The sequence below is a fragment of the Candidatus Thiodiazotropha endolucinida genome, from assembly GCF_001715975.1.
Classification (GTDB): Bacteria; Pseudomonadota; Gammaproteobacteria; order Chromatiales; family Chromatiaceae; genus Thiodiazotropha; species Thiodiazotropha endolucinida.
Genome location: NZ_MARB01000004.1, coordinates 78,489 through 105,200, shown reverse-complemented (window position 1 = coordinate 105,200; position 26,712 = coordinate 78,489). Strand labels below are relative to the sequence as shown.

Genomic DNA, 26,712 nt, shown 5'->3' with positions numbered 1-26,712 from the left:
AGGATGTAAAAATTATTACCAGCAGGGCCGACTGGGTTAGTCTTATCAGGCGCTAGGACGTATTAATGCACAATCCAGACAACACACCCAACGGCACAATCCGGAATATCGACGGCAAGACCTGTATCTTCTATGACGGATACTGGATAAAGCACTACGTGCCGATGGAAAATAATCTGGAGACCAAAAAGCACTTAATCGAGGCGCTTACCCGTCGATTATTCAACCATGTCGAGCACGGTATCAACATGCCCGGTGACAGGCTGGAAGAGGCCAGAAAGGCATATGAAGAGGAGGATGACCCGGATCTAAAACGTGTGAAGGGTGCTATGTTGGCCGGAGCTCTGTTCAATCGCGGCACGGATATATTCAGAGACTTGGTAAAACTGAAGGATGAGAATATAAAGAGTGGTAGAGGCAGGGAAATGCTGCATGAGTGTGGTCAGTATCTGCTGGAGGCACTGGAGCTTGGCAATCTAGTTAAGCATCGCAGCGGCGATGAGGGCATTGATGAGCTTTGGGGGGAACCCTTCCGCGCATTCACAATTCCTATAGAATCGTTCTATGAAAGTCGGTATATAAAGATTGCGCAATCCATGCACGATATCGACAATATCTCGGAGGCGATGATCGAGGCATTCCAGGATAGTCATTTCTTCAAGGGTGTTGGAGAGTCCACACGACAATTTGCAGGGGCGGCAAAACTCAAGTGCGAAACCCTGCGCACCGACCCAATAATATTCGATGTCTGGCCCAGATTTGCGGTCGCCGGTGAAAAACTCATGCAAATCGGGCCGTTAGAGAGAAACAATGATTCTTGTCTGGCCTGTTGGGAAGCAGATGAGGGCCATCGGCTGATCAAGGATGGGGTGGATCTCATTACCCACATCGCCAGGGCCAGAGTTTCTATGCCGAAAAGCACCAGTGCATTTATTGACCGTTGCCACTCCTACCTGGCTTGTCGGGGGAGTGCGCCTGGACTCTCACGAGTCGAATTGAAATCCCTTTGAACGCCTATATTTATCAAGATTGCGGCGTCCGGAATTACCGTCTAACGATTCAATCGTATACTGAAGAGAGCAGTGGTATTGCCATATGCTTCCATGTCGATACTTGTCCATGATGGTATATTGGGCCATCTCCAGAGGCTATGGTTTGTAGTGATATACTGCGGCGGTTTTTCACCAATCAGGATAAGCGGACAGGTCGGTTATAAACTAAAACATGAGTGTATGCTGAATATCAGCAACTTTCTCCTTTGCGATCATGTTGTAAATTGAACATAGCTACTAAATGTTTGAATCGTATTACAAATTAGACGCAAATCCATTCCGGTTGAGTGCCGATGAGCGGTTCAGGTTTGCACATAAAAACTACCTGAAGGCGTGGTCCTATCTGGTATATGCCTTGGAGCAGGGTGAAGGTTTCATCATGGTCACCGGCAGGCCGGGTTCAGGCAAGACAACTCTGATTCGCGACATTTTGTCGGAAGTCGACAAATCGAAAGTTCTGGCAATCAACCTGGTTACCAATCAATTACAAGCTGAAGAACTGCTGCGAAAGGTGGCCTTGGAGTATGGGTTACCTGCTGAAAGCTTTAATAAGGCCACGCTGTTGACGAGTATCGAGGATTTTGTCACCAAAGAGTACCAGGCAGGCCGGCGGGCCGTCATCGTCATTGACGAGGCTCAGAATCTTACCCTGAATGGTCTTGAAGAGCTTCGTCTGCTCTCCAATCTTCAAACCGGGAGTCACCCGCTCTTCCAGATATTTCTCATCGGTCAGGATGATCTTCGGTCGCTTATTCTGAGCCCGGAAATGGAGCAGATTCGTCAGCGGATGATTGCTAGCTGTCAAATCGAAACCATGGATCTGCAACAGACAGAGGGCTATATCGAACATAGGCTCGGTATTGTCGGTTGGAATCAGGATCCAGCGTTCGATGAGGCGATTTTTCCGCTCATACACTATTTGTCTGATGGCATACCGAGAAAGATCAATCACATTGTCAGTCGATTACTCCTCTACGGCGCATTGGAGGAGAAGCATGAGTTGACAGAAGATGATGTATGGATTGTCGCCAGAGAGTTGTTTGATGAGGAGCGTCTGTCCATTCAGAGTGGTGACTCCTTTACCACATTCAAGAATAAATATGGCCAGCTGGAAAGCCCTCGGTCAGAGCCATCCGAACCTGACTCAGAGATAGAGAGTATTGAGCGTCCGCAGACTGTTGATAGTGAGAGTGCTGTCATTACCGAGCCCGATACTGGCTTGTTGGAGGAGAATGAGGCCAGGCTGGTGACTGAGCCTGATGCAGCGCCAGAGTCAGTGGTAGAGACGGTAGATGAATCTGAATCCAAGCTGGAAGCAGGCGTCGAGTCGAGTATCGAATCGGAGACAGAGGAGGTCAAAGATTCCGTGACAGAAACAGAGGATGCAGAGCATATATCGGAATTCTATCCCTATGGAGAGGATCTGGTCGACTCTGACTTCTCATCCGAAAAGGAGAAACTATCTTCAGATGAGTCTGATGTAGCGCTCTCAAATGATGAAGCAGAAAGTCTTGTCCAACCGATAATCACAGAGCAAGCATCCGTAACCTCCGCAAAGGCTTACGTCAATGAGTCTGATATGGATGCGTTGACATCGAAGTTACTCAAAGAGGGCGATATCAAAGTTGAAGATGCGTCTGTAGAGAACACTGAAACCAACCCAGAGGATATCCTCAATCTGCCATCCATGCAGGCAGAAAGACGTAAACACGAAATTGATGAAAAGGGGGGATTGATCAATACGGCTGAGACGCTTGAGGTTGATGATCTGTTTACCGGTACCTTTGGTAAATCGTTGCGCAATATATTCTTTCTTGTGTTGGCAGGCTTCTTCTTTTTAGCACTGTTTGTCATCAAACCTGAGCGCATTGAACAGGCCTGGAATGGGACAGTCGACAAGCTGCAGTCGATGATTAACCCGGCAGAAGATGGGCGTGAGAAAGATCTGCCCTCTGCTGGGAATGAGCAGCAGATACCTGATACAGCTGAAAGCAAGTCTTTTCAGGTCGATGCAGATTCCGGTATCGAGACTTCGGCAGAACCCGATGCCATCGAAACAGTGCCGGAGAAAGTCGAAACCAGTGCAGAGCTAGATCTTGCAATCGTTGATGCGGATACGGGTCAAACAGAACCGATATCAGATGTTGAGAGTGATGTTGAAACGAGCCCATCCTTGGAAAACATAGAGTCGACAATCGTGGCGGCGGATCCCGTTGAAAGGGCCAGCAAAGACTATATTGCAACCCAGTCGAGATACCAGAAAATTGAAATCGGTGAAGGCACAAAGGAAATAGTAGACACTATACCCACTACTCGGAGGTTTCAGATCTACTTCGAATTCGATAATCCATACATACCCGATCAGTTTAAGGATATGTTGAATGACCTCTATATCGTCCTCTCCCTCAATAAGACGTCCACAATGACCATTACCGGCTATACGGATGCAAGCGGCGATCCCATCTACAACATGAACCTGTCGGTAGAGCGAGCAAGTGCCGTATCCAACTACTTCACGGAAAGGGGTATCAGCTCAGAGCGTATTCAGGTCGAAGGCAGGGGCCCAGTACCGAAATCGACGACAGATGAACATGAAGAGCTGGATAAACGGTTCGGCAACAGGCGGGTAGAAATCGTATTACGCGAAGGCGGTGAATAGGGCAGGCGTTTACACCTCGCTCCCGCACGCCGGCTCAATACGTTCCCACGCTTCAGCGTAGGAATAAATGGCTTTCTTCAATCACACGACCATCGTAGGAATCACATCGAGAGATTCCAGCGAAACCAGCAGTGAATCGACACACTCATCGATTTCCCTGTTTTCCGTATCAATGACGATCTCCGGCTTCTCCGGTATCTCATAAGGTGAGGAGATGCCAGTGAAGTCGGGGATCTCACCTGCGCGCGCTTTTTTGTAGAGTCCTTTCACATCACGTGACTCACAGGTCTCGATCGATGCCTTGACATAGACTTCGATGAAATCATCCGCCTGAAATAACCGGCGCACGTTTTCCCTATCTCTACGTATGGGTGAGATAAAGGCTGTCAGTGCGATAACACCAGCGTCCACGAACAGCTTCGACATCTCGCCGATGCGCCGAATGTTTTCCGTGCGGTCCTCAATGCCAAAACCAAGGTCTCTGCAGAGGCCGTGTCTCACATTGTCGCCGTCAAAGACATAAGTCCGGCAACCGCGTTGATGAAGACGCTCTTCAAGGGCATGCGCCAGAGTGGATTTGCCGGCACCGGAGAGGCCTGTAAACCAGAGCAGTTTAGCCCTGTGGAGGTTCATCTTTTCCCGTCGCTCACGGGTGACGGTAGCATGATGCCAAAAGACATTATCATCCATGTTGGTAGTCCTTAATTCACTAAATTGAAATTGATTGTCATCAAGCGTGTCAAACCAGATTCAGTAGGCATTGTCATTTTTGAGATTGAATGGAGTCCTCAGTAAAATAGACAGATCAAGCCACAAAGACCAATTGTTGATGTACTCCAGGTCATATTTGACCCGTTTCTCCATCTGCTTAAGTTCCTTGGTCTCTCCTCGAAAACCCCGAATCTGAGCCAACCCGGTAATCCCCGGCTTGATACGGTGTCGTGCCAGATAGGCCTCGATCCGTTTTGAATATGCCAGATTGTGCTGGAGTGCATGAGGTCTGGGACCGACAAGCGACATCTGACCCGCCAAGACGTTAAACAGTTGAGGCAGTTCATCGATACTGGTGCGGCGTATGAAGCGGCCAATGCGGGTGATGCGGGGGTCATCCCGGGTGGCTTGTTTCACTATCCCATCCTTCTCGGTATGCAACCTCATGCTGCGGAATTTCCAGATCCTGAATTGCTTTCCATCCCAGCCGGTGCGTTCCTGCCTGAAAAAGATCGGTCCGGGGGATTCAACTTTTATCAGGATCGCGGTGATCAACATGATCGGGCTGGCTAGGATCAGGATCAACAACGCCAGTACCAGATCCTCGATCGCCTTAATTAGAAGGTGCGAGCCGATCAATGGGGTTTCCGACAAGGTTAGAATCGGTATGCCTGCCAACTCCTTTACGCTATGGTTGATCAGATTCAATGCAAAGATATTCGGCGCCCAGTGAATGTTGACATTCTCATTCAACAGCTCGAAATAGATCTGCTGGATCATCGGTGAACTATCCAGCGATACGGCGATATAGATGGTCTGGATATCGTAAACTCTGATCATCCGCTTGATATCTTCCAACCTGCCGACAACAGGCATGGCTGACTTGCTTGAATGATCGGCTGTATCGTCGCAGTCCGTGGCGGACACCGCACCGACGACCTCTTCAGGCATCCACGGATTGTTGTTGATGCGGTCGTACAAATGGTTTGCAAGTGCGCCGCTGCCAATGATCAACGCTTTGGTATTGGCCTCCTGCGAGACCATGTGCCGTTGTATCAACCTGAACCCGAAATGGAGGCTGACCTGGGCGAGGTAACCTAATACAAAGAGCAGCAGCACTACGGCCCTGGAGTAGGTTTCGGTATATTTAGTGACAAACGCCAACAAGAGCAGGAAGGCAAAGGCGCTACTCCATGCCTTCAAAAGCTTGAAGGCCTTTTTTGTCATCGTGCCATGATGACGGTAGATGTTCATCCGGTCATAAATCACCGACATGCTACCCAGCAGTGCCAGGGTTAGTATGATGTAGTGAGAGGTCAACTTGCCATGGAATAAGAGGGGCAGGGTGAGAATTAAAATCACGACAGCCAGGCCGTCGAGGAAGGCCTGAAGCGAAGTGGTCAGGTTATTGCGGCGCTGTAGCAGTGACCGATCAGTTTGTTTGACCTCGAGCAAATCCCTCTCCTCCTGAGCTGCTGCGATCAATACGATTTCGCAGTGGTGGATTATGGGCCAAAGAAGACCGCAAGAAAAGAGGTTGAATATAAGTTATGAAATAACGATATCAACTCTGCATTGTTCATACATATCATTGCATATCAGTCAGGTTTCGAACATATATAATTCTGCAAAGGGTATGAGAGTCATATTGAAAATTGTTAAAAAATGTGATCTGTCGCAAAAAGTCGCCTGAGCAATCACGCCGGACAGGGAAACTTTACCGCATAAAATATTTACCCTTTGCACAGAATGCGTGCAATAAAGTCGATCAGATCTGACAGATCGTAATGATTAACACCCAAGGATAATGGATTGTGCCCAATAATAGTCAACTGTGAAGCAGTGGTGGTCTCGATAAATAGCACTCTGAATCGATATTGCTATATTTTCTTAGATAATAAAAACCATGTATTATTTTTGCGCAATACCATAAGCGCGGGACTGGAGTGCATTTTTTATTAAGCAATGATCAATTAACTTTGCGAAGTCGGAGTATTCAACATTCATATCAGCGATACAGATCCTGGATACACAGTTGGCGGAACGTTCTCACTACACGGTGACACACTAAACAGTGTAACAATTGTTGACAATGAAATCGGATCAGGATTTGTTCCCATGCCCGATAATCTGGCATTTACATCATTAAAGATGGTTTTGGCACCACATTCGCTGAGTATAAAAACCTTGTTTTTTCACTTGGTACACTGAATACCGGTATCTACACCCTCATTCTCGATGAAACTATGAATGGTTTTCCCGGAGCGGCATATGATGTAAAAAACAGTGCAGTTCCACTGCCTGCGCCTGCGTGGTTGATCGGTACAATCCTGATCGGTTTTGCGGCCTTCAGCGTGCGCCGTTCGCTGTAGGAGGTTGAAAAGCGACTGATCCAGGGTGGCATTTGCTTTCCAAGCTCTGAGAATGCTCATCAGCCCTGAAAGGTACATGAGGATGCGGGATACGTGACACAGAGCTTAAATGACGGAATTGATATTCAATATAATATTTGAGCTGTTGGCAAACAGATACAGTTGAATATTAGCGTTATCTATTCAAGGTTGATTGTTATGATACAATTCCCGCTTCGGTAAATCGGAAGTGACAGGGACAATGGAAGAGGAAGAGTTACTGGGAATCGGCGACTATATAGCCATTCTTAAACGACGAAAAATGCAGCTGATCGTTCCGGCCGCAATCATTATGCTGTTGAGCATAGGCTTGGCACTCGGCCTGCCTTCTATCTACCGTGCCGAAGCCACGATCTTGATCGAACAACAGGAAATACCAAGCGAACTGGTTCGCTCAACCGTTACATCTTATGCCGGAGAACGTATCCAGGTGATCAGCCAGCGGGTAATGACCACTGAGAATCTGGGTAAGATCATCGATGATTACGGGCTCTATGCAGACGCAAGGGAAGACACCAGTATCACGTTGTTGGCAGAGGCTTTGCAGGAAGATATAGAACTGGAAATGATCAGCGCCGATGTGGTTGACCCGCGGAGCGGTCGCCCGACTACAGCGACCATCGCATTCACACTCGCATACAGCAATAAGGTACCGCGGGTTGCACAAAAGGTTACCAACGAACTCGTCTCGCTCTATCTCGGTGAAAATCTCAGGCAGCGTACACAGTCTGCTTTAGAAACCTCAAGCTTTCTAAGCGCAGAAGCTGGCCGGCTCAACCAGGAAATTACTGAACTGGAGGCATCTCTTGCAGAGTTTAAAGAGAAAAACGTCAACAATTTACCGGAACTCCAGCAGCTCAATATCCAACTCATGGAGCGCAATGAACGGGAATTGATTGAAACAATCCAGCAGATCCGAAACCTGGAAGAGCGGAAGATTTACCTCCAATCGGAACTGTCGCAGATAAGTCCTAAAACTGATATATACAACTCTAGCGGTAATAGAGTTATGGGTACGGAAGACCGTCTGAGGGCGCTACAAACAGAATATCTGGCGCTTGCAACACGTTATACGGACAACCATCCAACCTTAATCAAAATGAAGGGTGAGATCGAGGTGTTAGAAAGAGAACTCGATAGTGGGCATAGAAGTGAAAATAATATCACCCATTCCGATAATCCAGCCTACGTACAGCTAGAAACACAACTCCAAGCAGCGAATAGTGAATTGGCCTCACTCAAAGGTATGAGAGACGAGATCAAAGGTAAAATAAAGAATTTCGAAGACCGCCTGATGCAGAGTCCGCAGGTTGAAAGGGAATACCGAAATTTGACACGAAATTATGAAAATGCTTTAGACAAGTACCAAGAAGTCAAAGCCAAACAGCTTGAAGCTCAACTGGCAGAATCACTAGAACGTGAGCGTAAAGATGAAAGGTTCTTGCTCATTGAACCACCGCAGTTACCTGAAAAACCGGATAAACCGAATAGAATTGCAATTCTATTTCTGGGTTTTGTTTTCGGCTTTGCTGGCGGATTTGGTAATGTTGCTGTGAGAGAAAGTATGGATCAAACCGTTTATGGAAGTAGAGGTGTCACCGCTATTACCAAAGCGCCACCGTTGGCTGTGATTCCCTATATTGAATGTAGCGATGATCAACAACAACGAAAAAGGAATGGGGCGATAGTCATTTCGAGTCTATTTGCTACGATTGGTGTATTTTTGGTGTCCGTCCATATGTTTTATAAACCATTAGATGTGATTATATATATCGTATTACGTAAACTTGGTATAGAGCCGGGTGTGCATTGACATCTTTGGTGGCAGTAAAATCGATATCCCATTCTAGTGCGTATTGCCAAATGAGAAGAGTGCAGCAGGTTCAACAGTGAGAAGTGTATGGAAAAGATAAAGCAAGCGCTTGAGCGTGCACGTGATTTGCGTACATCGATGAAGAGAAGTGACAATAGCCATATTGCATCACAGCAGACTGCGGAACCTGAGTTTCCAACGAAAATAACCTATACCAAGACTAAATCAGTTGAGATCTCAAAAGATTTATTAAGGGCAAAACGGGTTATTGTAGGAGATACAAATGATTTGATTTCAGATCAATACAAAGTATTACGTACCCATGTGCTTCAGAGATTGAAGGCAAATCAGTGGAATTCGTTAGCTATCACCAGTCCTAACGAAGAATGTGGTAAAACAATCACCGCTATCAATTTGGCTATTAGCCTGGCGCGGGAAGTTAACCATACAGTGCTGCTAGTGGACTTAGATCTTAGGCGTCCTAGCATTCAGCAATACTTCTTCCAAGATGAGCAGCCTGGGATTAGCGACTATTTGACGGATGGCATGGAGCTGAGCGAAATTATGTTCAATCCTGGAGTGGAGAGATTGGTTATTTTACCAGGAAGTAAGCCATTTTCTAATTCATCGGAGATGCTATCTTCTCCAAAGATGGTAAAATTAGTGGAAGAAATAAAGCATCGCTATCCAAATCGTATCGTTCTATTCGATATGCCGCCTCTATTATCCTGTGACGACGTGATAGCGTTTTTACCATATGTTGATACGGCTATGATAATTGTTGCTGAAGGTGGTACGCGTAAGGTAGATCTTAAGCGTGCTAACGAACTACTAAGCAATATTGAAATAATAGGTACCGTGTTGAACAAGTCAAAGGATAACAATGCAGGATATAGTTACTATTAAGTAGTGGTGGGAAACCCTTTTCAAAAACTCACATGTTCGCATGGAAGTTGATGATTGTCGCATTTATACCTAAGTTCCGCCATCACTGAGTGGTTGTGTACTTTTAATACAAGAATATCCGAGGCAATGAATATTAGGTTTATGCTCTAAGAAAGTTGAATATAATAAGTCTAAAGTTGCCAGTTATGATGTGGCTGCACAAAATGGAATGAGCAATGAATGTTGAAGTAAAGAGTGGCTGATTTAACCTTGCTTTCGCTATTTTGTTACTGAGTAAGATTATTACCAAACACAATTCTTCAGATAAAATAGTAATCACTCAGACACTACACTTAAAAAATATAGATAGTAAATGAAAGTCAGTATCGTAACTCCAGTGTATAATGGCGAAAACAAAATCGCCAACTGTATTGAGTCTGTGCAATCGCAAGACTACGCGGATATTGAGCATATCATTATAGATGGAGGATCTACAGACAATACCTTAAATATTATAAAAAGTTATAGTGTGAAATATATATCGGAAAAAGATGCCGGAGTATATGATGCTTTTAATAAGGGAGTATCTCTATCGTCAGGTGAAGTTGTTCATATTTTGAACTCTGATGATGTTTATAGAGATTGCAATCGAGTGTCACTGGTTATTAGGGAGATGGCGGCTAATGATCTTGATGTATGCCACGGTTATGTCGAGTTGAGTAGTAGTGATCGCCAATATGTAAAGATAATTGGTAAAGATGTAAGTAAACTGGATTTGCTGAAAAAAATGCGTGTTGCCCATCCGAGTACATTTGTGAGACGGGAAGTGTATTCGGAATATGGTGGGTTTTCTGTTGGTTTTAAGGTGGCAGCAGATCATGAGTTTCTGCTGAGGATATGGAATAATGTCAATGTTGGGTTTATTCCAGAAATCATAGTCAATATGAGTGTTGGTGGTATTAGTACAAGTCAATATGAAAAAAGCTATGCAGAGTCATTTGCTGCAAGCTTGATAAATGGCTTCTCCCCATGGAAGGCGTTTTACTACTATAACTATGAAATGATTAAAAGAAGAATCATAGGTGTAATAAAACGCTGAAGTACTCTGTTTATTTATGATAGTAAACATTTACTAAATGCTGTGATAACTGAAAAATCATTGTGCTATCGATATCATGATTAACGTAAGTAATCGCTTGATAAGTGGAGGCGTTTGGATTGGTGTTCTTGCATTGTTAAATGCCATATCAACCTTGTTATTTAATGGTTTATTAGCACGGATACTAAGTCCGGAGGAAGTTGGCCAGTATTTTATAGCGATGGGTATTGCAATGCTTGTCGCTACTTTGTCCGTTGTAGGGACAGATAATTCCATTGTTCGATTAATATCCTCGTCATTATCAACAAAAAATAGATATATGGCAAAATCTTATCTTTTTTCATCCCTACTATTTTGCGTATTTTCTTCTTTCATTGTTATGGTTGGCTCTCTATTTTTGTACTTCAATATAGAGAAATATGTTAGTGCTTTTAGCTGGGACTCAAACATGATACTCATAGTTGGCGTCTGGGCTGTAGTGCTGATATTCAGAAATATTTTTACATCAATATTTAAAGGCTTGCATGAATTAGGCTTCGCATCACTTTTCAGTGGTTTTGTAACAACATTTGTAGCAATTATTGCTTTATTTATACTCTATTATTATGGAGATGAATATGGACTTTATGACATAGTCATAGTCGTCATTGTTTGTGCACTATTAGCTACTATAGCATCTGCAACAGTTCTATATAGAAAGATAAAGCATTTGTATTCTAGCTATGAATTTAGAATCATTGAATTATTAAGGTTGTCTGCGCCCTTAGTTTTTGCAACTGCAGGATTTCTTGTAATGCGTGAGGTTCATCTATGGATAGTAGGCGCAAAAGTATCTTCGTTAGAGGTGGCATTTTTAGGTGCAGCAATTTACTTAGTACAATTTATAACGGTCCCTTTAAGATTGACTAACACACTAATACAACCAGCAGCAGCCCATCTGTATGCAAGAGGGAAAGTAGATCGACTTCAGGTTCTTTTGCGTGGAACGGGAATGGTTATTGTCGTTTTCGGTATTGCAGCCTGCTTTTTGTTGTTGGCATTTGGTGAGGTCTTACTTTCAATAGTATATGGTGAAAAATACACCTATGCTGTAGATGGTTTGAATATTATTATACTAGGCCAGCTAATCAATGTTGCAGTTGGATCGCCAGGTGTTGTTCTTACAATGGCCGGCTATGAAAAGTTAGTTATGATTAGTAGCTTAAGCGCAGCAGGCATTGGCATTACTACGACTTATATTTTATCGGAATCGATGGGTTATTTAGGTGGGGCGATTGGTTTTGCCGTTACTTTTGCCAGTTATAATTTATTGATGTGGATTATTTGCCTAGTGCATCTCAAGATTATTACACATGCGGGGCAAAATGAATTATTAATTATGCTAAATGAGATGAAAACTAAAATAATGAATTCAATCTAAAAATTATTATGAATAAGAGAAGATACAGTAGCAACTAGTTATGTGTAATACAGCTGGTCTAATGAATTAACGAATGGAGTACAAGGCGTTGAGTGATATCAATCCAGTATTTATTATTTCTTTGCCTAGATCTGGTTCGACTTTACTTCAGAGAATTATAGCAACCAATCCAAGAGTTAGTACTGTATCTGAGTCTTGGCTGCTTTTGCCGTTACTTTCAATGCATACAAGTAGAGAATTATACTCTGAGTATGGTCAAAGGTTGGCTAAAATCGCAATAAATGAATTTACTGAAACCCTACCTGATGGCATCAACGATTTTAGGGATAGTCTGAGCTCATTTGTTTTGGAATTATATAGAAAATCTGCTGATAGCAGTAGTGTATATTTCATAGAAAAAACTCCAAGAAATGTGTTGGTAATTGAAGAATTATTTTCAACATTTCCAGATGCTAAGTATATTTATTTATGGAGGAATCCGGTTTCCATACTTAGTTCGATGTTAGAGAGTTTTTCAGAAGGTAAGTGGCGCCTTTATTCAAATTATGTTGATCTGTACAAAGGATATGAATTGATGTTTGAATCGTTCAATAAAAATAAAGACAAAGTTCTTTCTATTAATTACGAAGAGCTGGTAAATGATCAAGAAAAGATAGTGACTCAGCTGGAAAAATACTTAAGCATTGAAATCAGTCCTTATTTAGATGATTTATCAAATATTCCCCTTTATGGTTCTATGGGTGATAAGGTAAATCCAGGTGAGGATAGTGTGATTTCAAAAAACTCCATAAATAAATGGCGTTATAGCATATGTAATCAGTATAGAAAGGAATGGGCAAAAAAATATATAAAATGGGTTGGGGAAGATAGGCTGTCTAGGACTGGTTATGATTACAAAACAATACTCGAGGAACTAATAAGTATACGTCCAGGTGTCGAAAATTTATTGTCTGATCTATTGAGAGCTGGTTTTGGTTATTTTAGGCGGATATTGATTTTTGATATTATTAAAAGGCAATTAAATAAGCGTCAAGGCATGTCAAGACGTTATATATTGTATTGAAAGAGGCATGTACTTTTCAGTAATTGAGAGGTGAGCGTAATGTAATCTTCGGTTAATTGCAAATGCAGTGAGGCATTGAGCTAAAATAATTATAATGCATATAGCGTATATATTGTAGCTAATAGAGGGAAAAATGAGTCACACAATTATATTACATGATAGTAATAAGCCGTCGAATATAGGGAATGCATTTTTTACCACTGGCGTAAAATATATGCTAAAGACAGTCTGTAAAAAGAGCATCGTGCTATCTGGCCCATCTAAAACCTCAACAGGTTGGCCGGTAAGATTAAACTACAATATGAAAAATGATTTGGATTATATAAGTTATTCGGAGCCGGATTGGTTTGTTATAAGTGGTCCCATGCTTGATGCGAAATTTCCTTCAAAATATGAGAAAACATTTGAAAAAATATTTAATAACGGCATAACAAAACTTGTGATCTTGAGCGCTGGTGGTATTGAATACAGTGAGCAGGAAATAAGTATATGTAGGAGGTTCTTAAAAAAGTATCCTCCCTATATTATGTTTACACGTGATTATGAAACATATGAAAACTATGCTGATTTGGCGAAACACTCTCATAACGGCATTTGCAACGCATTCTTCGTATCAGATTATTTTCCTGGTTACCCCACGCCATCGCTAGAACCGTACATTATTGCAAGTTTCGACAATAGTAAAGAGCCCGAGATTGATTTAAATGGAATAGATAATATTGATCATTTTATTAGTCCTGATGCTCAATTTAAGCAAGTACATAGACTGCAAATGCTATTGAATGAAACAGTGCCTAAAAAAAGCGGTAAGTTTACTGTAGTGAGACCAAATCATAATGTAATGCGACTACCGGTAAATTTCCTTTTGCGAAAACCTAACACATTTATATCACAAAGCTATGAAGGTTATTTAAATATATATAAGAATTGCTCTTTGACTCTTACTGACAGAGTTCATGGTTGTGTTGCTGCTTTGTCATATGGGAATCCCGCAAGATTATATACAAACAGCAAGCGCGCATTTTTGCTAAATCGTGCAGGAGTGGAAAATGTTAAGAATACAATCGTAAAAGCAGATCTAGATAGATTGGGAGAAGAGAAAGACGTGATGAAAAAGTCCTTAGAAAATATATATAAAATTGAAATTAAAGACTATATAACGTGAATAAAATATCATGTAGGCACTATACTATGATGGATCGCAAAGGGTGTTTGATTTGTTTGGTCATATTAGCAACTAATAGCTCGGATATCTTTAGCGCAGATCACACTAACGAAGAGAGCTTGCAGCAAGAGTGCGCGGCATTCAATGCGAGAGATCTTTACACTAAGATTATTAATAAAACAGTTTCGGCAAAACTAGTGACGAACGATTTTTCAATTAAAAACGTATCATTTGGTTTTAACACATCATATACAATCTCTAAAAAAAAACTAGGCTATTATCCGCTAGTAGATATCAAAAAATACTCTGAACAATTTAATATAGATGCATTAAGATTTCCTGGAGGAACGGTTGCTAATTACTTTGATTGGAACTCTATGAGTTTAGAATATGAGTGGAATGCTTTTAAGCCAAAATATTCAGTTAAAAAATTATATAAGAAACACATTGCGTTATCAAAGGGAAAAGAAATACAAGCAAATATCACTTCATTTTTTTCGGCTATAAATGAGTTTAGTCTTAGGCCGTTCATAGTGCTTAATTTATACACACAGAATTTAAACGACACTATTTCTGCAATAGATAAGATAAAAGTAATTTATAATAAAAAAATTTATTGGGAACTTGGAAATGAGTTAGGCTATTATGATTACTCATTCAACTTGAATGGTAAGCATTGGGATGTAGAACTATATGCACATTATTCAACAGTCATCGCTAAGCATATAAAAGATAATTATCCTGAGGATGAAGTGGGAATAGTTGCAGGGGATATAATTCTTGAGAAATCACTTTTCGATTTTCAGGAAATTAAGAGTCATATTAGCCATAAAGAGCATTGGAATAAAAGAGTATCTGAAGTAAAGAATGTGGATGCTGTTATATATCATCCCTACTTAAGAACATTTAACAAAGACAAGTGGAGATATACTGATATATACAATAGGCTTGGTGAAAACTGTGTCGATTTTTTGAATTATATGTGGCTGTTAGCCGCTTCAGATTTGTATCCAAAGATCTATAAAAACATTTCGGAAAGTCATTTCTCTGGTAAGAAAGAATGGCTTACGGAGTTAGGGATAATTAGTCACAACAATAACTCTCAGTCTTTGCTGGGATTGCCGGGGATAAGAACACTACTCTTGATTAATTATTATATTTCTTGGTTAAAAACGTCTGATAATGTTGAGGCGATTCTTTACCATATATTAGGGAAAGGTAAAGGGCAGTCTGTTACGAATAAATTAAATGGTGCTATGAATGAGAATGGTGCAGCATTAAGTATCGTTAATGATTTTCTTGTGCAAGCCGATAGTGTTAAAAAATTGATTTTCGAAGATAGTGATATATTAAATGGCGTTGCTCGATTGAAAAATCACAGCTTCAAATCTTTAAATGGCATAATGATAAGAAGTAAAAATGACAAAAGTATCATACTAGTAATAAATCTCTCGACGACCACTGAGTATTCTATATCGGGATTAAAAGGTATGTATAGTAAAAAATTGTACCAATTGCAAACAAAAACATTCAAAGAAGTAAAAGAAGAAGATAAATCAAATAAAATAACTGTAGTACCACCAATGTCAATCTTCTATGCGCAGGTGTAACGATGGCGGCAATACAAAACAAAGGACTAGATGTGCTGTTCCGTCATATAAAGAAAAAACTCAGGATCACTTTAAAAAATATACAACATATAATACGGCGAGATGCACTAAGCAGGCACCCAGTTATCATTAATAGCATACCAAAATCAGGAACACATATGCTAGAAGATATGTTGGATGAAATACCAGGACTTAGGTATGTCGGGTGTAAGACGTTGTCGAGCTGGGATAATATTGAATCCAGGTATTTAAAAAAATTAGCTAAGCAAAAAAAAGGTACGGTATTATTGGGTCATTTAACTGCATTGCCCTCAGTAATTAATGAAATCAATAAAAATGAGACAAAGGTTATCTTATTAATTCGTGATCCAAGAGACGTAGTAGTCTCATTTGTAAATTACGTCATGTACATCGACAAAACGCATATGGCACACGAATACTTAAATTCATTCGATTCTGATAGTGAAAGAATTGATGCGGCAATAGAAGGAAATAAACCAGGTGTGCCAAATTTAAGGACCCTCCTCAATCAATATGAGGGATGGTCAAGTCTAGAGTCGGTTTTGGTTTGTAGATACGAGGATTTATTATCAGAGGCTCACGGTGGATCAGAGAGTAAACAAAAGGAAACTATTAAAAGAATTCTATCTCACCTGCAAATTAATGAATACCATGATGTAATTTCAAGCATGATAAAAAGGTTGGAGTATCAAAAGTCATCCACCTTTTTCAAGGGAGGGTCTGGTAAATGGATGGGTATACTTACTCCAGAGCAAAAAAATAAAATAAAGGAATATGCTGGTAGCTGGCTAATGAAATATGGATACGAAAATGATTTAGAGTGGTAAGTAATGCTCTTTATGAAACTAACGGACTATATGTATAGTATTTGGGTTCTATCACTCCCGTTTTATTCTCTTGGTGTTGTTGGTACATTATCTTTTGATAATTTACTGGCACCACTTGTTTTCATGCTGTCCGTATATAAGTTCAATTATTCAAGGAAGACAATAAATAAAAAATTCATTGTTTTTTTTCTGGTGGTAATGTTTCTCATATACACGATTGGCATAACAGTTTCAGTATTTGACAATCAAAATCATGTCAAGACAATGTTATTTTCCGCGATAAAATATTCACTGTATTTTTTTATACCGGTACTGTATATAAATGGGATTAAGGAAATAAAGACAACTCTATTGCTTATTTCGTTTATAGCAGTAATTGGGTGTATTAGCGTCTTTTTCGTGTCGATTGGTATCTTAGAATTGGAACGTATTAGACTATCGCCAAGCAGGTTGAGCTTTATAGATATTCCAAAAGCAACAGGCTTGATTAGCAATTACGGGGATCTGGCTATTGTTTCATCCATAGCAATACTAACAACATTTATCGCGAAAGATTTCATGGCAGGCATAACTGCAAAAATATATATATTAGTAATATATTTTGCAATATTATTTGGATATTTGGGAGCGCAATCACGGAGTATGGTTCTTTCCGCAATTGCATCAATTGTTGTCTATTGGTATGTAGAGAGAAAACAGAGAAACGTTACTTCTGTAATATTTTTAAATGTATTTTTTGTTATTATGGGTATTGGAACAATCGTATCTCTACTTTTGTTGTATGGTAGCAATATAACTGATTCGTTGGCTACATGGGGTGGCAGGCAAGCAGCAATAACAGCAGACGACCGAATAAGGCAGTATGCATTTTCATGGGAAATTGTCAAATCTTCACCTCTTGTGGGTGATGGTAAGCAGGTTATTGAATCCGGTATTATTATTCATAATCTATGGTTAAGTACCTTAGCTCAGGGTGGAATAGTTTCGGGTATCGCAGTTTTGTTGATCTTTGTAATAGCGTTTTATGTGAATCTTCAAAAGCAGACAAGTGACTTGCTAAAGAAAGTATCGGCTCTATCTGCTGGTGCAGTAGTCTCGATATTTGTTGCAGGAGAGTTTTATGGAGGCTTTACATATATATTTTTATTTTCTTTAGGTGTGGCGACTGTGTCGACATCTGTTCTGAGGAAAGACGCGTCAATAAATAAGTGAAGAAATTAATACCGAACAAGTCGATAGAATACAAAGAGATAAATATCTATTGGACTATGATCAGAAAATATATGACAAAATATAAATGCATAAACTTCAGTGCCATATATTTGGAGAAAATAGGACTTAATTGTAAATGAAATGAACGAGAAGTCTAAAGTTTTACTGGTACACAACCGATATCAACAACAGGGAGGAGAAGACTCAGTTGTTGATGAAGAAATGAAATTGCTTGAAAAAAATGGACATCATGTAAAATTATATACAAGAAATAATACTGATTAGACCGTTCAGATAGGATTTTACTGTTTTTAAATGCAATCTTGTCTAAAAGAACAATCAGAGATCTAGAGCAGTTAATATCTGTGGATAAACCAGATTTTATCCATGTCCATAATACATTTCCCTTGATATCTCCATCAGTTTACTGGGTGGCAAAAAAACATAATATACCAACAATTCAAACTATTCATAATTTTCGTCTTTCATGTATCCAAGCTATGTACATAAGGAATATGAAAGTATGTGAAGATTGTTTGAACAAGGGGCCATGGAGAGGAGTAATACGCAAATGCTATAGAGGCTCGATATTAGCTAGTGTAGTTTCAGCTGCGGTTATACAGTTTCATAGAATTATTGGAACTTATCAAAATAAAATCGATGCATATATCGCACTAAACGAGTTCTGTAAAAAAAAATTAATCGAAATGGGCCTACCTAGAGAAAAAATCAAAATAAAGCCAAATTTTGTGAATCTCCAACATAAAAAAAGGCAAACTAGAGATGGAAATCCACTTTACGTCGGCCGGTTATCAGAAGAAAAGGGTATATCAGTTCTGGTTAATGCAATTAAGTCATTTCCCGATCAGGTTTTTGATATAGTCGGAGACGGCCCACAGAAGGAAATATTGCGAGGGCTTTCTAATGTTAGGCTTCTTGGTAAATTAGATCAGGCGGGTGTCTACAAGTTAATGCAAAAAACGCCATTTCTGATTATGCCAAGTGTGTGGTATGAAAATATGCCGAGAACACTAGTTGAGTCTTATGGGAATGCTACGCCAATAATAGCAAGTCACATAGGCGCGCTTGGGGAGTTGATTACGCATATGCGAACTGGGTTATTATTTGAATGTGGCTCTGTAGACGATTTAATTAATTCAATATCATGGGCGCTACAGAATCCAGATGAAATGAATAAAATGGGCTTAGAGGCACATACTGACTTTATGATGAAGTATACGGATAAGGTTAATTATAGGTTATTGATGGAAATATATAATAACGTGTAAATACAGGTTTATTTTGCGAATTATCGAAGCATCTGCCTTTATCCAATACATGTAAGTCGACAAATGAATTACTAGTACACAGGGCTATTAGCTTGAATAACCAACTATGCTATAAATACATCCTCAAAATGCGTGTAAATTGAGTTTCGCTAGCTACTGTTATTGACATAATAAAAGATTGGTCGATACAAAGGGCGAGTCGATATATCTGTGTTTCAAACGTACACATGTGCATGGAAACATTCGATAATGAACAGTACAGGGAGGTCGTCAATACTGCGGACTTGGTTTTGGCGGATGGTAAGCCCCTTGCAATAGGACTAAAAATGCTAGGATGCGCAGAAAATGAGCATTTAAGGGGTGCAGATTTAACAAGAGCTATTCTTAAGGACTGTGACGAGCGAAGAGGGGTTGTAGGGCTATACGGTGCAACAGAGGAAACTATGAAAGGTATAGTATCTCTAATTGGTAACAACTATCCGAACATAAAAATAGGATGTGCAGTTTCTCCACCATTTCATCAATTAAGCGAAGAAGAAGACAACAAGCATGTGCAAATGATCAATGATGCCCACGTTCAAGTTCTGTTTGTGGGTTTAGGCTGCCCTAAACAAGAAAAGTAGATGGCAGAACATCAAGGAAAGGTAATGGCTGTTATGGTAGGTATAGGGGCTGTATTTGATTTTTTGGGAGGTACTAAAAACGAAGCCCCAAAATGGGTTCAACAAATAGGCTTGGAATGGTTATTCAGGCTATTAACTGAGCCACGTAGGCTTTGGAAAAGATACGCAATCTATAATCCAAGATTTGTATGGCATTTCACTAAACAATTAATGTTAAATCGATAGGGATGATATGAAGAAGGCTTTCATTACGGGAATCACTGGCCAAGACGGCGCATATCTTGCGGAGTTTTTGCTAAAAAAAGGCTATGAAGTACATGGGTTGAAGCGGAGGGCATCCTCATTTAATACAGACAGGATTGACCACCTTTTTCAAGATCCTCATACAGAGAATAGAGACTTTATTCTCCATTATGGTGATTTGACAGATTCAACCAATTTGATTCGTGTCATCCAGGAAATCCAACCTGACGAGATCTATAATTTGGCGGCTCAAAGCCATGTTGCAGTTTCATTCGAAACACCTGAATACACTGCAAATGCTGACGCAATTGGAACATTGCGACTACTTGAGGCGATGCGTATTCTCGGACTAGAGAAAAAAACACGTTTCTACCAGGCTTCGACATCTGAGTTGTTTGGTGACGTACGTGAAATACCACAGAAGGAGTCAACGCCATTTTATCCTCGGTCTCCTTACGCTTGTGCGAAGCTCTACTCATATTGGATAACTGTTAACTATCGTGAGGCTTATGGTATGTATGCCTGTAACGGTATACTGTTCAACCACGAGTCACCAATTCGTGGTGAAACATTTGTCACACGCAAGATTACACGTGCAATGGCTAGGATAAGATTAGGATTGCAGAGTTGTCTATATCTTGGAAATATGAATGCACTCCGTGATTGGGGACATGCGCACGATTATGTGAAAATGCAATGGTTGATGCTGCAACAGGACAAACCTGACGATTTTGCTATAGGTACAGGTATGCAGCATTCAGTGCGTGAATTCGTTGATGCAGCAGCCAATGAATTAGGAATTACTTTGCGATGGCATGGGGAAGATGAAAATGAAGAGGGTATTATTGAAGCTAATACCAATGATACCGGCCCCAGACCTGGCGATATAGTGGTTAAGGTCGATCCACGCTATTTCAGACCCACAGAGGTAGAAACGCTGTTGTGTGATCCAACCAAGGCAAAAGAAAAATTGGGCTGGGTGCCCGAAATCTCATTTAAGGATCTGGTGGCTGAAATGGCAAGAGAGGATCTGGCACTTGCCCAAAAGGATGTGGTTATTGAAAATGCCGGATTCCGCTCTTATCGCTACTTTGAGTGATAGGAGGCATCAATGGAAATGGATGCAAGGATTTATATTGCAGGTCACCGCGGCCTTGTGGGTGACGCTATCGTGCAGTCTCTTAAGAAGGGTGGCTGGAACAACCTCTTATTGAGAAACCATGCCGAGTTGGATTTATCCGACAAGCGACAAGTCGATGATTTCTTCGCGTGGGAGAAACCTGAGTATGTCTTTCTTGCCGCTGCGAAGGTGGGTGGTATACATGCAAACAATACTTACCCAGTAGATTTTATCGTCGACAACCTTGCAATAGAGCTTAATGTCATATCTGCTGCCCATGCTCATGGTGTAAAGCGATTGATGTTTTTGGGCAGTTCTTGCATATACCCCAAGCGTTGCCCCCAACCAATGCGAGAGGAGTATTTGCTAACCGGCTCGCTCGAACCCACGAACGAGCCCTATGCGGTCGCCAAAATAGCGGGAATCAAGATGTGTGAAGCCTATAACCGTCAGTATGGAACAGACTATGTCTCAGTCATGCCGACAAACTTGTATGGGCCAAACGATAATTTTGATCTGCAGAATTCCCACGTATTACCGGCCCTGATCAGGAAATTTCACGAAGCGAGGGAGCAGGACAGAGACAAGGTCATCATATGGGGGACTGGAAATCCGCGTAGGGAATTTCTCTACGTGGATGACATGGCTGATGCTTGCGTCTATGTTATGAATCGAGATGGTTTCACGGATATGGTCAATATCGGCGTCGGGGATGACATCACTATCGCTGGCCTCGCTAAGCTGGTAGGTGATGTTATCGGCTTCGAGGGTGCACTAGAATTCGATACGGAAAAGCCTGATGGTACACCACAGAAATTGTTGGATGTGAGTCGTTTAACCTCTCTTGGCTGGCAGGCGAAAACTTCTTTAAAAAAGGGTATCCAACTGACGTATAAGTGGTTTTTAGATAACCAGGAGACATTGAGAACCTGAATTAGTCTGGGTGTATATTGGACTTGGATAGTATTTGTATATCAAAATACAGCGACATAACGATGACCTGTGACAGGATCTACGGGTAGATCTTTAGAGAGTGGATCGACAAGTAACCGCCTGTGCCGGGTTTTTGCTATACCAGGAACAGAAGGTATCTCACTTTCTGATGCTGCATCTCACAAAATGGATTGATTACAAGGGATCATATTGACATCGAGTATTCCTACAGGCTGGCGTAACTCCCAAATGATATGGGGAATGTTCGGTATCATCGCCATCCTCTTAGTCTACGGCTTTTGGGACGGCATTACCGATATGCTCGATCGCTGGGGTCTCAAAGAGGAGTACGGTTACGCCTATTTTCTCCCCTTCATTTCTGCATACCTGATCTGGCAGCGGCGGGATCGGTTGGTTGAAGCTGAGTTTCGACCATCCTGGATCGGTGTAGTAGTCGTGCTGATGGCAGGCTTTCTCTTCTTTATGGGGATGATTGCAACGACTTTTACACTTGTCCAGTATGCCCTCGTCCTAACGGTTATTGGCATGGCCTATGCGCTCTTGGGATGGCAGGCATTCAAGATAGTCGCCGGTCCTCTGTTCCTGCTTTTTTTCATCGTTCCCCTTCCGCCTTTTATTTACAACTCACTCTCGGGAAAACTGCAACTTGTCTCTTCGCAGATTGGTGTCGAGGTGATTCGCTGGTTCGGTATAAGTGTTTATCTGGAAGGGAATGTTATCGATCTGGGCAACTACAAGCTCCAGGTGGTCGAGGCCTGCAACGGGTTGCGCTATCTCTTTCCTTTGGTGAGTTTGGCGTTTCTTGCCGCCTATCTCTATCGGGTCGAGATGTGGAAACGGGTGGTGGTTTTTCTCTCCAGTATCCCTATCACCGTGCTGATGAACAGTTTCCGCATCGGCGTGATTGGTGTGTTGGTGGATAACTGGGGTCAGGAACAGGCCGACGGCTTTCTGCACTATTTCGAGGGCTGGGTTATTTTTATGGCCTGCCTCTTGATTCTGCTGTTGGAGATGGTTCTGCTGGCCAGGATAGGCAGGACCAAACGACGCCTCAGGGATGTATTCGGGTTGGAAATACCGAAGGCGTTACCCCAAGGCATAGAGTATCAAACCCGTCCTGTCACCCCTGTCCATTATGCCATTCTCGCATCGGTTGTTTTGATTGCGGTGAGTTCCTTTTATGTGCAGTCACAGCAGGCAATACTGCCTGAGCGTCAGGACTTCAATGGTTTTCCCATGCAAATCGAAAATTGGCGGGGGAACGAGAACCGGCTGGAGGATATCTATCTGAAATCGCTTAAGCTGGATGACTACCTGATCGGTAACTATGCAGATTCAATGGGATCGGTGGTCAACTTCTACATCGCCTACTACGCCTCGCAGCAGGCCGGATCCGCTGCACACAGTCCCCGTTCCTGCATCCCCGGCGGAGGCTGGGAGATTGAGCGGGTAACTCAGGTAGATCTGGCCGATATACAGGTCAACGGTGAGGCCCTGAATGTCAACCGGCTGGTCATCAAGCGGGGTGAATACAAGCAATTGGTCTACTACTGGTTTCAGCAGCGCGGGCGCGTGATGACCAATGAATGGCTGGTGAAATGGTATCTGTTTCTCGATGGGTTGACCAAGCGCAGAACGGACGGTGCCCTGGTCAGGCTGACCACATCGATCGGGGCGGGAGAGGAGTGGACCGATGGAGACAAGCGTCTGGCGGATTTCAGCGGGAAGGTCGTACCGCTTTTGGATCAGTATATTCCTGACTGATGTCTGGTCGCCCAGCCATTTGGGCCTGGAAAACCAGTGCATATTGGGTTGTCAGAATTCGTAAACACTGGATTGTCAGCATGGACAGCTAAATGTAAACCTTATGTTAAGGGCTTCACAAATAACCCATTAATCAATGGATTTGGTGGAAACAACCCGGTTAGCCTGCTGATGAGACGAGGTGGCAGGACTGATGTGAAATAATTAGGTATGTGTAGATGAAAACGAATCTGCGAGTTCTATTCCCAAGCAAAAAAAACATCTCTTGGGTTCTCGTTGGCCTGTGCCTGTTCCTTGTCACCGCCTGTGCGAACAAGGAGGAAAGGAAGCAGAAATATTATGATCGCGGTATGACGCTGTACAATCAGGGTAATTACACCAAGGCGCGTCTGGAATTCAAGAACGTGCTACAAATCGATCCCAAAGATGCCAATGCCTACTATATGTTCGGGCGAATCGAGGAGAAGGATGAGAATTGGACCAAGGCCTATGCACTCTACTTAAGGGCCACAGAACTCGATCCCACACACGTCGATGCTCAGGTGCATCTTGGAACTATTTTTGCGCTTGCCGGTGAAAACGAAAAGGCCCTCGCTGCTGTAGACGCCGCAATGAACGTTAAACCGGATGACCCTTCAGCAATGGTGCTCAAGGGCTTTGTCAGGGCGAAGATGGGAGAGACGGATGCCGCCATCGATGATGTCCTCGCTGTTATCGAAACTGATCCGGCGAATGTCGAGGCGGCTTCTTTATTGGCATCACTCTACGCGGATCAGGGCGAATTGGCTCGAGCAATCCGTATTGCGAAGGATTCACTGGCGCAGCATACCGACCGGGCAGCCTCTTACCTCTTGCTTGCCCGTATCTACGCACAGGCAGATAAGCATGATGAAGTTGTTAGGGTCCTCTCCGACTTGATCAGGACTAAGCCGGATGATTTGGAAAACCGTTTGCATCTGGTCACTTATTTTCAAAAGCAGGGTGAAAATGACCAGGCTATAGAGGTACTGCAGCAGGCGATTGCTGATCTGCCCGAGAGTCTGAACGCTAAACTTGCGCTGACCGCACTCTATAAAAGCCAGGGAGCGATGGATCAAGCGGTGGCGATACTGGAACAGTATGCCGGCGAAGCGTCTGAGAATACCAAACTGAAACTCGAGCTGGCGAGACACTATCTGGCCGACGGACGCAAGGTCGAGGCCGATAAAACCCTCTCCCAGGTTATTGAGCTGGCCGATAGATCGGCGGACGGGCTCGCTGCCAGAACCATGAAGGCGGGCGCGATGATCAAGGAGCGAGCCCTGGATGATGCCGCGGTCCTATTGGAGGAGGTCCTGGAAGCCGATCCTAAATACAAGGATGCACTTTTCGTCAGAGCTGGTCTGGCGTTGGTGAGTGACGATCCCGATAAGGGGATTGCGGACCTGCGCACCCTGTTGCGGGAGGATCCCAGTTACGTCAAGGCTTATCGCCTGAAGGCACGGGCCCACCTCAAGAAGGGTGAGACGGCGTTGGCAAAACAGAGTCTAGAGGATGCGATCAAGATCCGGCCCGAAGAGGCGGCTGCCAATTTCGAACTGGTGCAATTGTTGATCAATACCCGGGAATTCGATGGGGCCGTTGGAATTCTGCAGAAGATGCGTCGCTTCGCGCCTGACGATATCAAGGTATTGCAATCATTGGCATTGGTTCAGGAGAAAAACAAGCGCTGGGACGAAGTGGCTAATCTAGCCGAACTCTTGATTTCGAAACACCCGGAGAGTCCTGTTGGCTACTACTACAGGGGGGTATCCCAACTGAATCGCAACATGGCATCCTCGAGCATCACGGATTTTGAAAAGGTGCTTGAGATGAAGCCCAACTCCATCGAGGCCCTGATTGGCTTGGCAAAAGGCTTGTTTGTTTTGAAGAAGCCGGTTGATGCCTTGCAGCGGATCGAGAAGGTTGTGGAAGCCAATCCCGAACATTTCGTAGCCCTGAATCTCAAGGGCGAGGTGCTCCTTTCGCAGAAACATTGGGATTTCGCTGAGGAGGCCTTCAAAAAGGCTCTGATACTGCGTCCGGAGTGGTCGGTTCCCTATCGGAACCTGGTCAATCTCACTACTCTCAAAGGCGACCAGGAGGGCGTTCTGGGGTTGTTGGAGGAGGGCTTCGAAAAGACGGGTGATCCGGTATTAGGCGTCGATCTGGCGAATCATTACTCCCGCATCGATCGCAGGCAGGACGCAATCAAGGTCTATGAAGGGATCCTGGAAAAGTATCCCAAGCACCTGCTGGCCTCAAACAATCTGGCCATGCTTTTGCTCGAGGATGATACAAACCAGGATGGGATGGATAAGGCGTTGCAGTTGGTCGAGGGCTTCGGGCTCTCGGAAAACCCTATCATTCTGGATACCCTGGGATGGGTGCGCATCCGACGAGGCGAGATTGACAAGGCGATACCTGTTCTGCAGCGGGCGGCCAGGAAAGGCTCCGGACTCCCGGATATCGATTATCATCTCGGAGTGGCCTATTACCAGCGGGGTGAAATAGAGAACGCCAAGCGACATATCAAGGCTGCCTTGTCAGCAGAGAAATCTTTTGAAGGTATCGAAGAGGCGAAAGCGCTCTTGAATAAGATTCAATAAGTAACCTGATCGCGCCTGATGCGGGCACTATTCCGATACTTAATAATAATTATCAAAAAAAACATTATGTTAGGAATACCAGCACTCTGTATAATGCCACATTTGATACACTAGGCGCTTAGCCTAATTCATTGTTTATATTGG

At 42.7% G+C, this 26,712-nt stretch carries 18 protein-coding genes and 1 pseudogene; 17 read left to right on the top strand and 2 right to left on the bottom strand.

The window, feature by feature from the left end; genetic code table 11:
- Positions 1-65: 65 nt before the first annotated feature.
- On the top strand, positions 66-1,010 hold the full coding sequence (locus CODIS_RS04280; protein ID WP_069121651.1) for a hypothetical protein: 945 nt from the start codon (positions 66-68) through the stop codon (positions 1,008-1,010).
- 283 nt (positions 1,011-1,293) lie between these two features.
- Complete coding sequence (locus tag CODIS_RS04275) at positions 1,294-3,711, top strand: AAA family ATPase (protein WP_069121650.1); 2,418 nt, start codon at positions 1,294-1,296, stop codon at positions 3,709-3,711.
- An 81-nt stretch (positions 3,712-3,792) separates the two neighbouring features.
- Here the strand turns inward: CODIS_RS04275 and cysC are convergent, their stop codons facing one another.
- Together cysC and CODIS_RS04265 are read right to left on the bottom strand one after the other, a co-directional pair.
- Entirely contained in the window at positions 3,793-4,401 is a 609-nt protein-coding gene (gene cysC / locus CODIS_RS04270; RefSeq protein ID WP_069121649.1) for an adenylyl-sulfate kinase, read from the bottom strand.
- A gap of 60 nt (positions 4,402-4,461) precedes the next feature.
- Positions 4,462-5,877 (bottom strand): undecaprenyl-phosphate glucose phosphotransferase, encoded by a 1,416-nt coding sequence (locus tag CODIS_RS04265; protein ID WP_069121648.1) that lies wholly within the window; start codon positions 5,875-5,877, stop codon positions 4,462-4,464.
- 1,158 nt (positions 5,878-7,035) lie between these two features.
- Between CODIS_RS04265 and CODIS_RS04255 the strand changes: the two genes are divergently transcribed.
- The 15 genes and pseudogenes from CODIS_RS04255 (at position 7,036) to CODIS_RS04185 (ending at position 26,568) form a co-directional block, all read left to right on the top strand.
- Positions 7,036-8,646 (top strand): hypothetical protein, encoded by a 1,611-nt coding sequence (locus CODIS_RS04255; protein WP_069121646.1) that lies wholly within the window; start codon positions 7,036-7,038, stop codon positions 8,644-8,646.
- Between the two features lie 87 nt (positions 8,647-8,733).
- On the top strand, positions 8,734-9,552 hold the full coding sequence (locus CODIS_RS04250; protein WP_069121645.1) for a CpsD/CapB family tyrosine-protein kinase: 819 nt from the start codon (positions 8,734-8,736) through the stop codon (positions 9,550-9,552).
- Between the two features lie 352 nt (positions 9,553-9,904).
- Positions 9,905-10,630: a glycosyltransferase family 2 protein gene (locus CODIS_RS04245; protein WP_069121644.1), complete on the top strand. Its 726-nt coding sequence runs from the start codon at positions 9,905-9,907 to the stop codon at positions 10,628-10,630.
- Positions 10,631-10,706: 76 nt separating this feature from the next.
- A complete protein-coding gene (locus CODIS_RS04240; RefSeq protein WP_083220547.1) occupies positions 10,707-12,050 on the top strand; it encodes an oligosaccharide flippase family protein in 1,344 nt (447 codons plus the stop codon).
- An 88-nt stretch (positions 12,051-12,138) separates the two neighbouring features.
- Positions 12,139-13,113, top strand: a complete 975-nt coding sequence (locus CODIS_RS04235) for a sulfotransferase family protein (protein WP_162420130.1) — start codon at positions 12,139-12,141, stop codon at positions 13,111-13,113.
- A gap of 133 nt (positions 13,114-13,246) precedes the next feature.
- Positions 13,247-14,278 carry a polysaccharide pyruvyl transferase family protein gene (locus CODIS_RS04230; protein WP_083220545.1) on the top strand — a complete coding sequence of 344 codons (1,032 nt, stop codon included), beginning with the start codon at positions 13,247-13,249 and terminating at the stop codon, positions 14,276-14,278.
- Positions 14,279-14,304: 26 nt separating this feature from the next.
- Complete coding sequence (locus tag CODIS_RS04225; protein WP_069121640.1) at positions 14,305-15,888, top strand: hypothetical protein; 1,584 nt, start codon at positions 14,305-14,307, stop codon at positions 15,886-15,888.
- 2 nt (positions 15,889-15,890) lie between these two features.
- Entirely contained in the window at positions 15,891-16,736 is an 846-nt protein-coding gene (locus tag CODIS_RS04220; RefSeq protein WP_069121639.1) for a sulfotransferase domain-containing protein, read from the top strand.
- 12 nt (positions 16,737-16,748) lie between these two features.
- Positions 16,749-17,948, top strand: a complete 1,200-nt coding sequence (locus CODIS_RS04215; protein WP_154723004.1) for an O-antigen ligase family protein — start codon at positions 16,749-16,751, stop codon at positions 17,946-17,948.
- A gap of 299 nt (positions 17,949-18,247) precedes the next feature.
- Complete coding sequence (locus tag CODIS_RS04210; protein WP_320410399.1) at positions 18,248-19,237, top strand: glycosyltransferase; 990 nt, start codon at positions 18,248-18,250, stop codon at positions 19,235-19,237.
- A gap of 227 nt (positions 19,238-19,464) precedes the next feature.
- Positions 19,465-20,085, top strand: a pseudogene (locus CODIS_RS21295) (WecB/TagA/CpsF family glycosyltransferase).
- Between the two features lie 7 nt (positions 20,086-20,092).
- Positions 20,093-21,202 carry a GDP-mannose 4,6-dehydratase gene (gene gmd / locus CODIS_RS04200; RefSeq protein ID WP_069121637.1) on the top strand — a complete coding sequence of 370 codons (1,110 nt, stop codon included), beginning with the start codon at positions 20,093-20,095 and terminating at the stop codon, positions 21,200-21,202.
- Positions 21,203-21,214: 12 nt separating this feature from the next.
- Positions 21,215-22,156, top strand: coding sequence for a GDP-L-fucose synthase (gene fcl, locus CODIS_RS04195; RefSeq protein WP_069121636.1), 942 nt, complete (start codon positions 21,215-21,217; stop codon positions 22,154-22,156).
- Between the two features lie 261 nt (positions 22,157-22,417).
- Entirely contained in the window at positions 22,418-23,941 is a 1,524-nt protein-coding gene (gene xrtD / locus CODIS_RS04190) for a VPLPA-CTERM-specific exosortase XrtD (protein ID WP_069121635.1), read from the top strand.
- Between the two features lie 218 nt (positions 23,942-24,159).
- Positions 24,160-26,568 carry a tetratricopeptide repeat protein gene (locus CODIS_RS04185; protein WP_069121634.1) on the top strand — a complete coding sequence of 803 codons (2,409 nt, stop codon included), beginning with the start codon at positions 24,160-24,162 and terminating at the stop codon, positions 26,566-26,568.
- Positions 26,569-26,712: the final 144 nt, after the last annotated feature.

Bases quoted from the DNA above. Each gene is read 5' to 3' on its own strand.
- CODIS_RS04280 (WP_069121651.1), top strand. From the start codon at position 66: ATGCACAATCCAGACAACACACCCAACGGCACAATCCGGAATATCGAC.
- CODIS_RS04275 (WP_069121650.1), top strand. From the start codon at position 1,294: ATGTTTGAATCGTATTACAAATTAGACGCAAATCCATTCCGGTTGAGT.
- cysC (WP_069121649.1), bottom strand. From the start codon at position 4,401: ATGGATGATAATGTCTTTTGGCATCATGCTACCGTCACCCGTGAGCGA.
- CODIS_RS04255 (WP_069121646.1), top strand. From the start codon at position 7,036: ATGGAAGAGGAAGAGTTACTGGGAATCGGCGACTATATAGCCATTCTT.
- CODIS_RS04250 (WP_069121645.1), top strand. From the start codon at position 8,734: ATGGAAAAGATAAAGCAAGCGCTTGAGCGTGCACGTGATTTGCGTACA.
- CODIS_RS04245 (WP_069121644.1), top strand. From the start codon at position 9,905: ATGAAAGTCAGTATCGTAACTCCAGTGTATAATGGCGAAAACAAAATC.
- CODIS_RS04240 (WP_083220547.1), top strand. From the start codon at position 10,707: ATGATTAACGTAAGTAATCGCTTGATAAGTGGAGGCGTTTGGATTGGT.
- CODIS_RS04230 (WP_083220545.1), top strand. From the start codon at position 13,247: ATGAGTCACACAATTATATTACATGATAGTAATAAGCCGTCGAATATA.
- CODIS_RS04225 (WP_069121640.1), top strand. From the start codon at position 14,305: ATGATGGATCGCAAAGGGTGTTTGATTTGTTTGGTCATATTAGCAACT.
- CODIS_RS04220 (WP_069121639.1), top strand. From the start codon at position 15,891: ATGGCGGCAATACAAAACAAAGGACTAGATGTGCTGTTCCGTCATATA.
- CODIS_RS04215 (WP_154723004.1), top strand. From the start codon at position 16,749: ATGAAACTAACGGACTATATGTATAGTATTTGGGTTCTATCACTCCCG.
- gmd (WP_069121637.1), top strand. From the start codon at position 20,093: ATGAAGAAGGCTTTCATTACGGGAATCACTGGCCAAGACGGCGCATAT.
- fcl (WP_069121636.1), top strand. From the start codon at position 21,215: ATGGAAATGGATGCAAGGATTTATATTGCAGGTCACCGCGGCCTTGTG.
- xrtD (WP_069121635.1), top strand. From the start codon at position 22,418: ATGTTCGGTATCATCGCCATCCTCTTAGTCTACGGCTTTTGGGACGGC.
- CODIS_RS04185 (WP_069121634.1), top strand. From the start codon at position 24,160: ATGAAAACGAATCTGCGAGTTCTATTCCCAAGCAAAAAAAACATCTCT.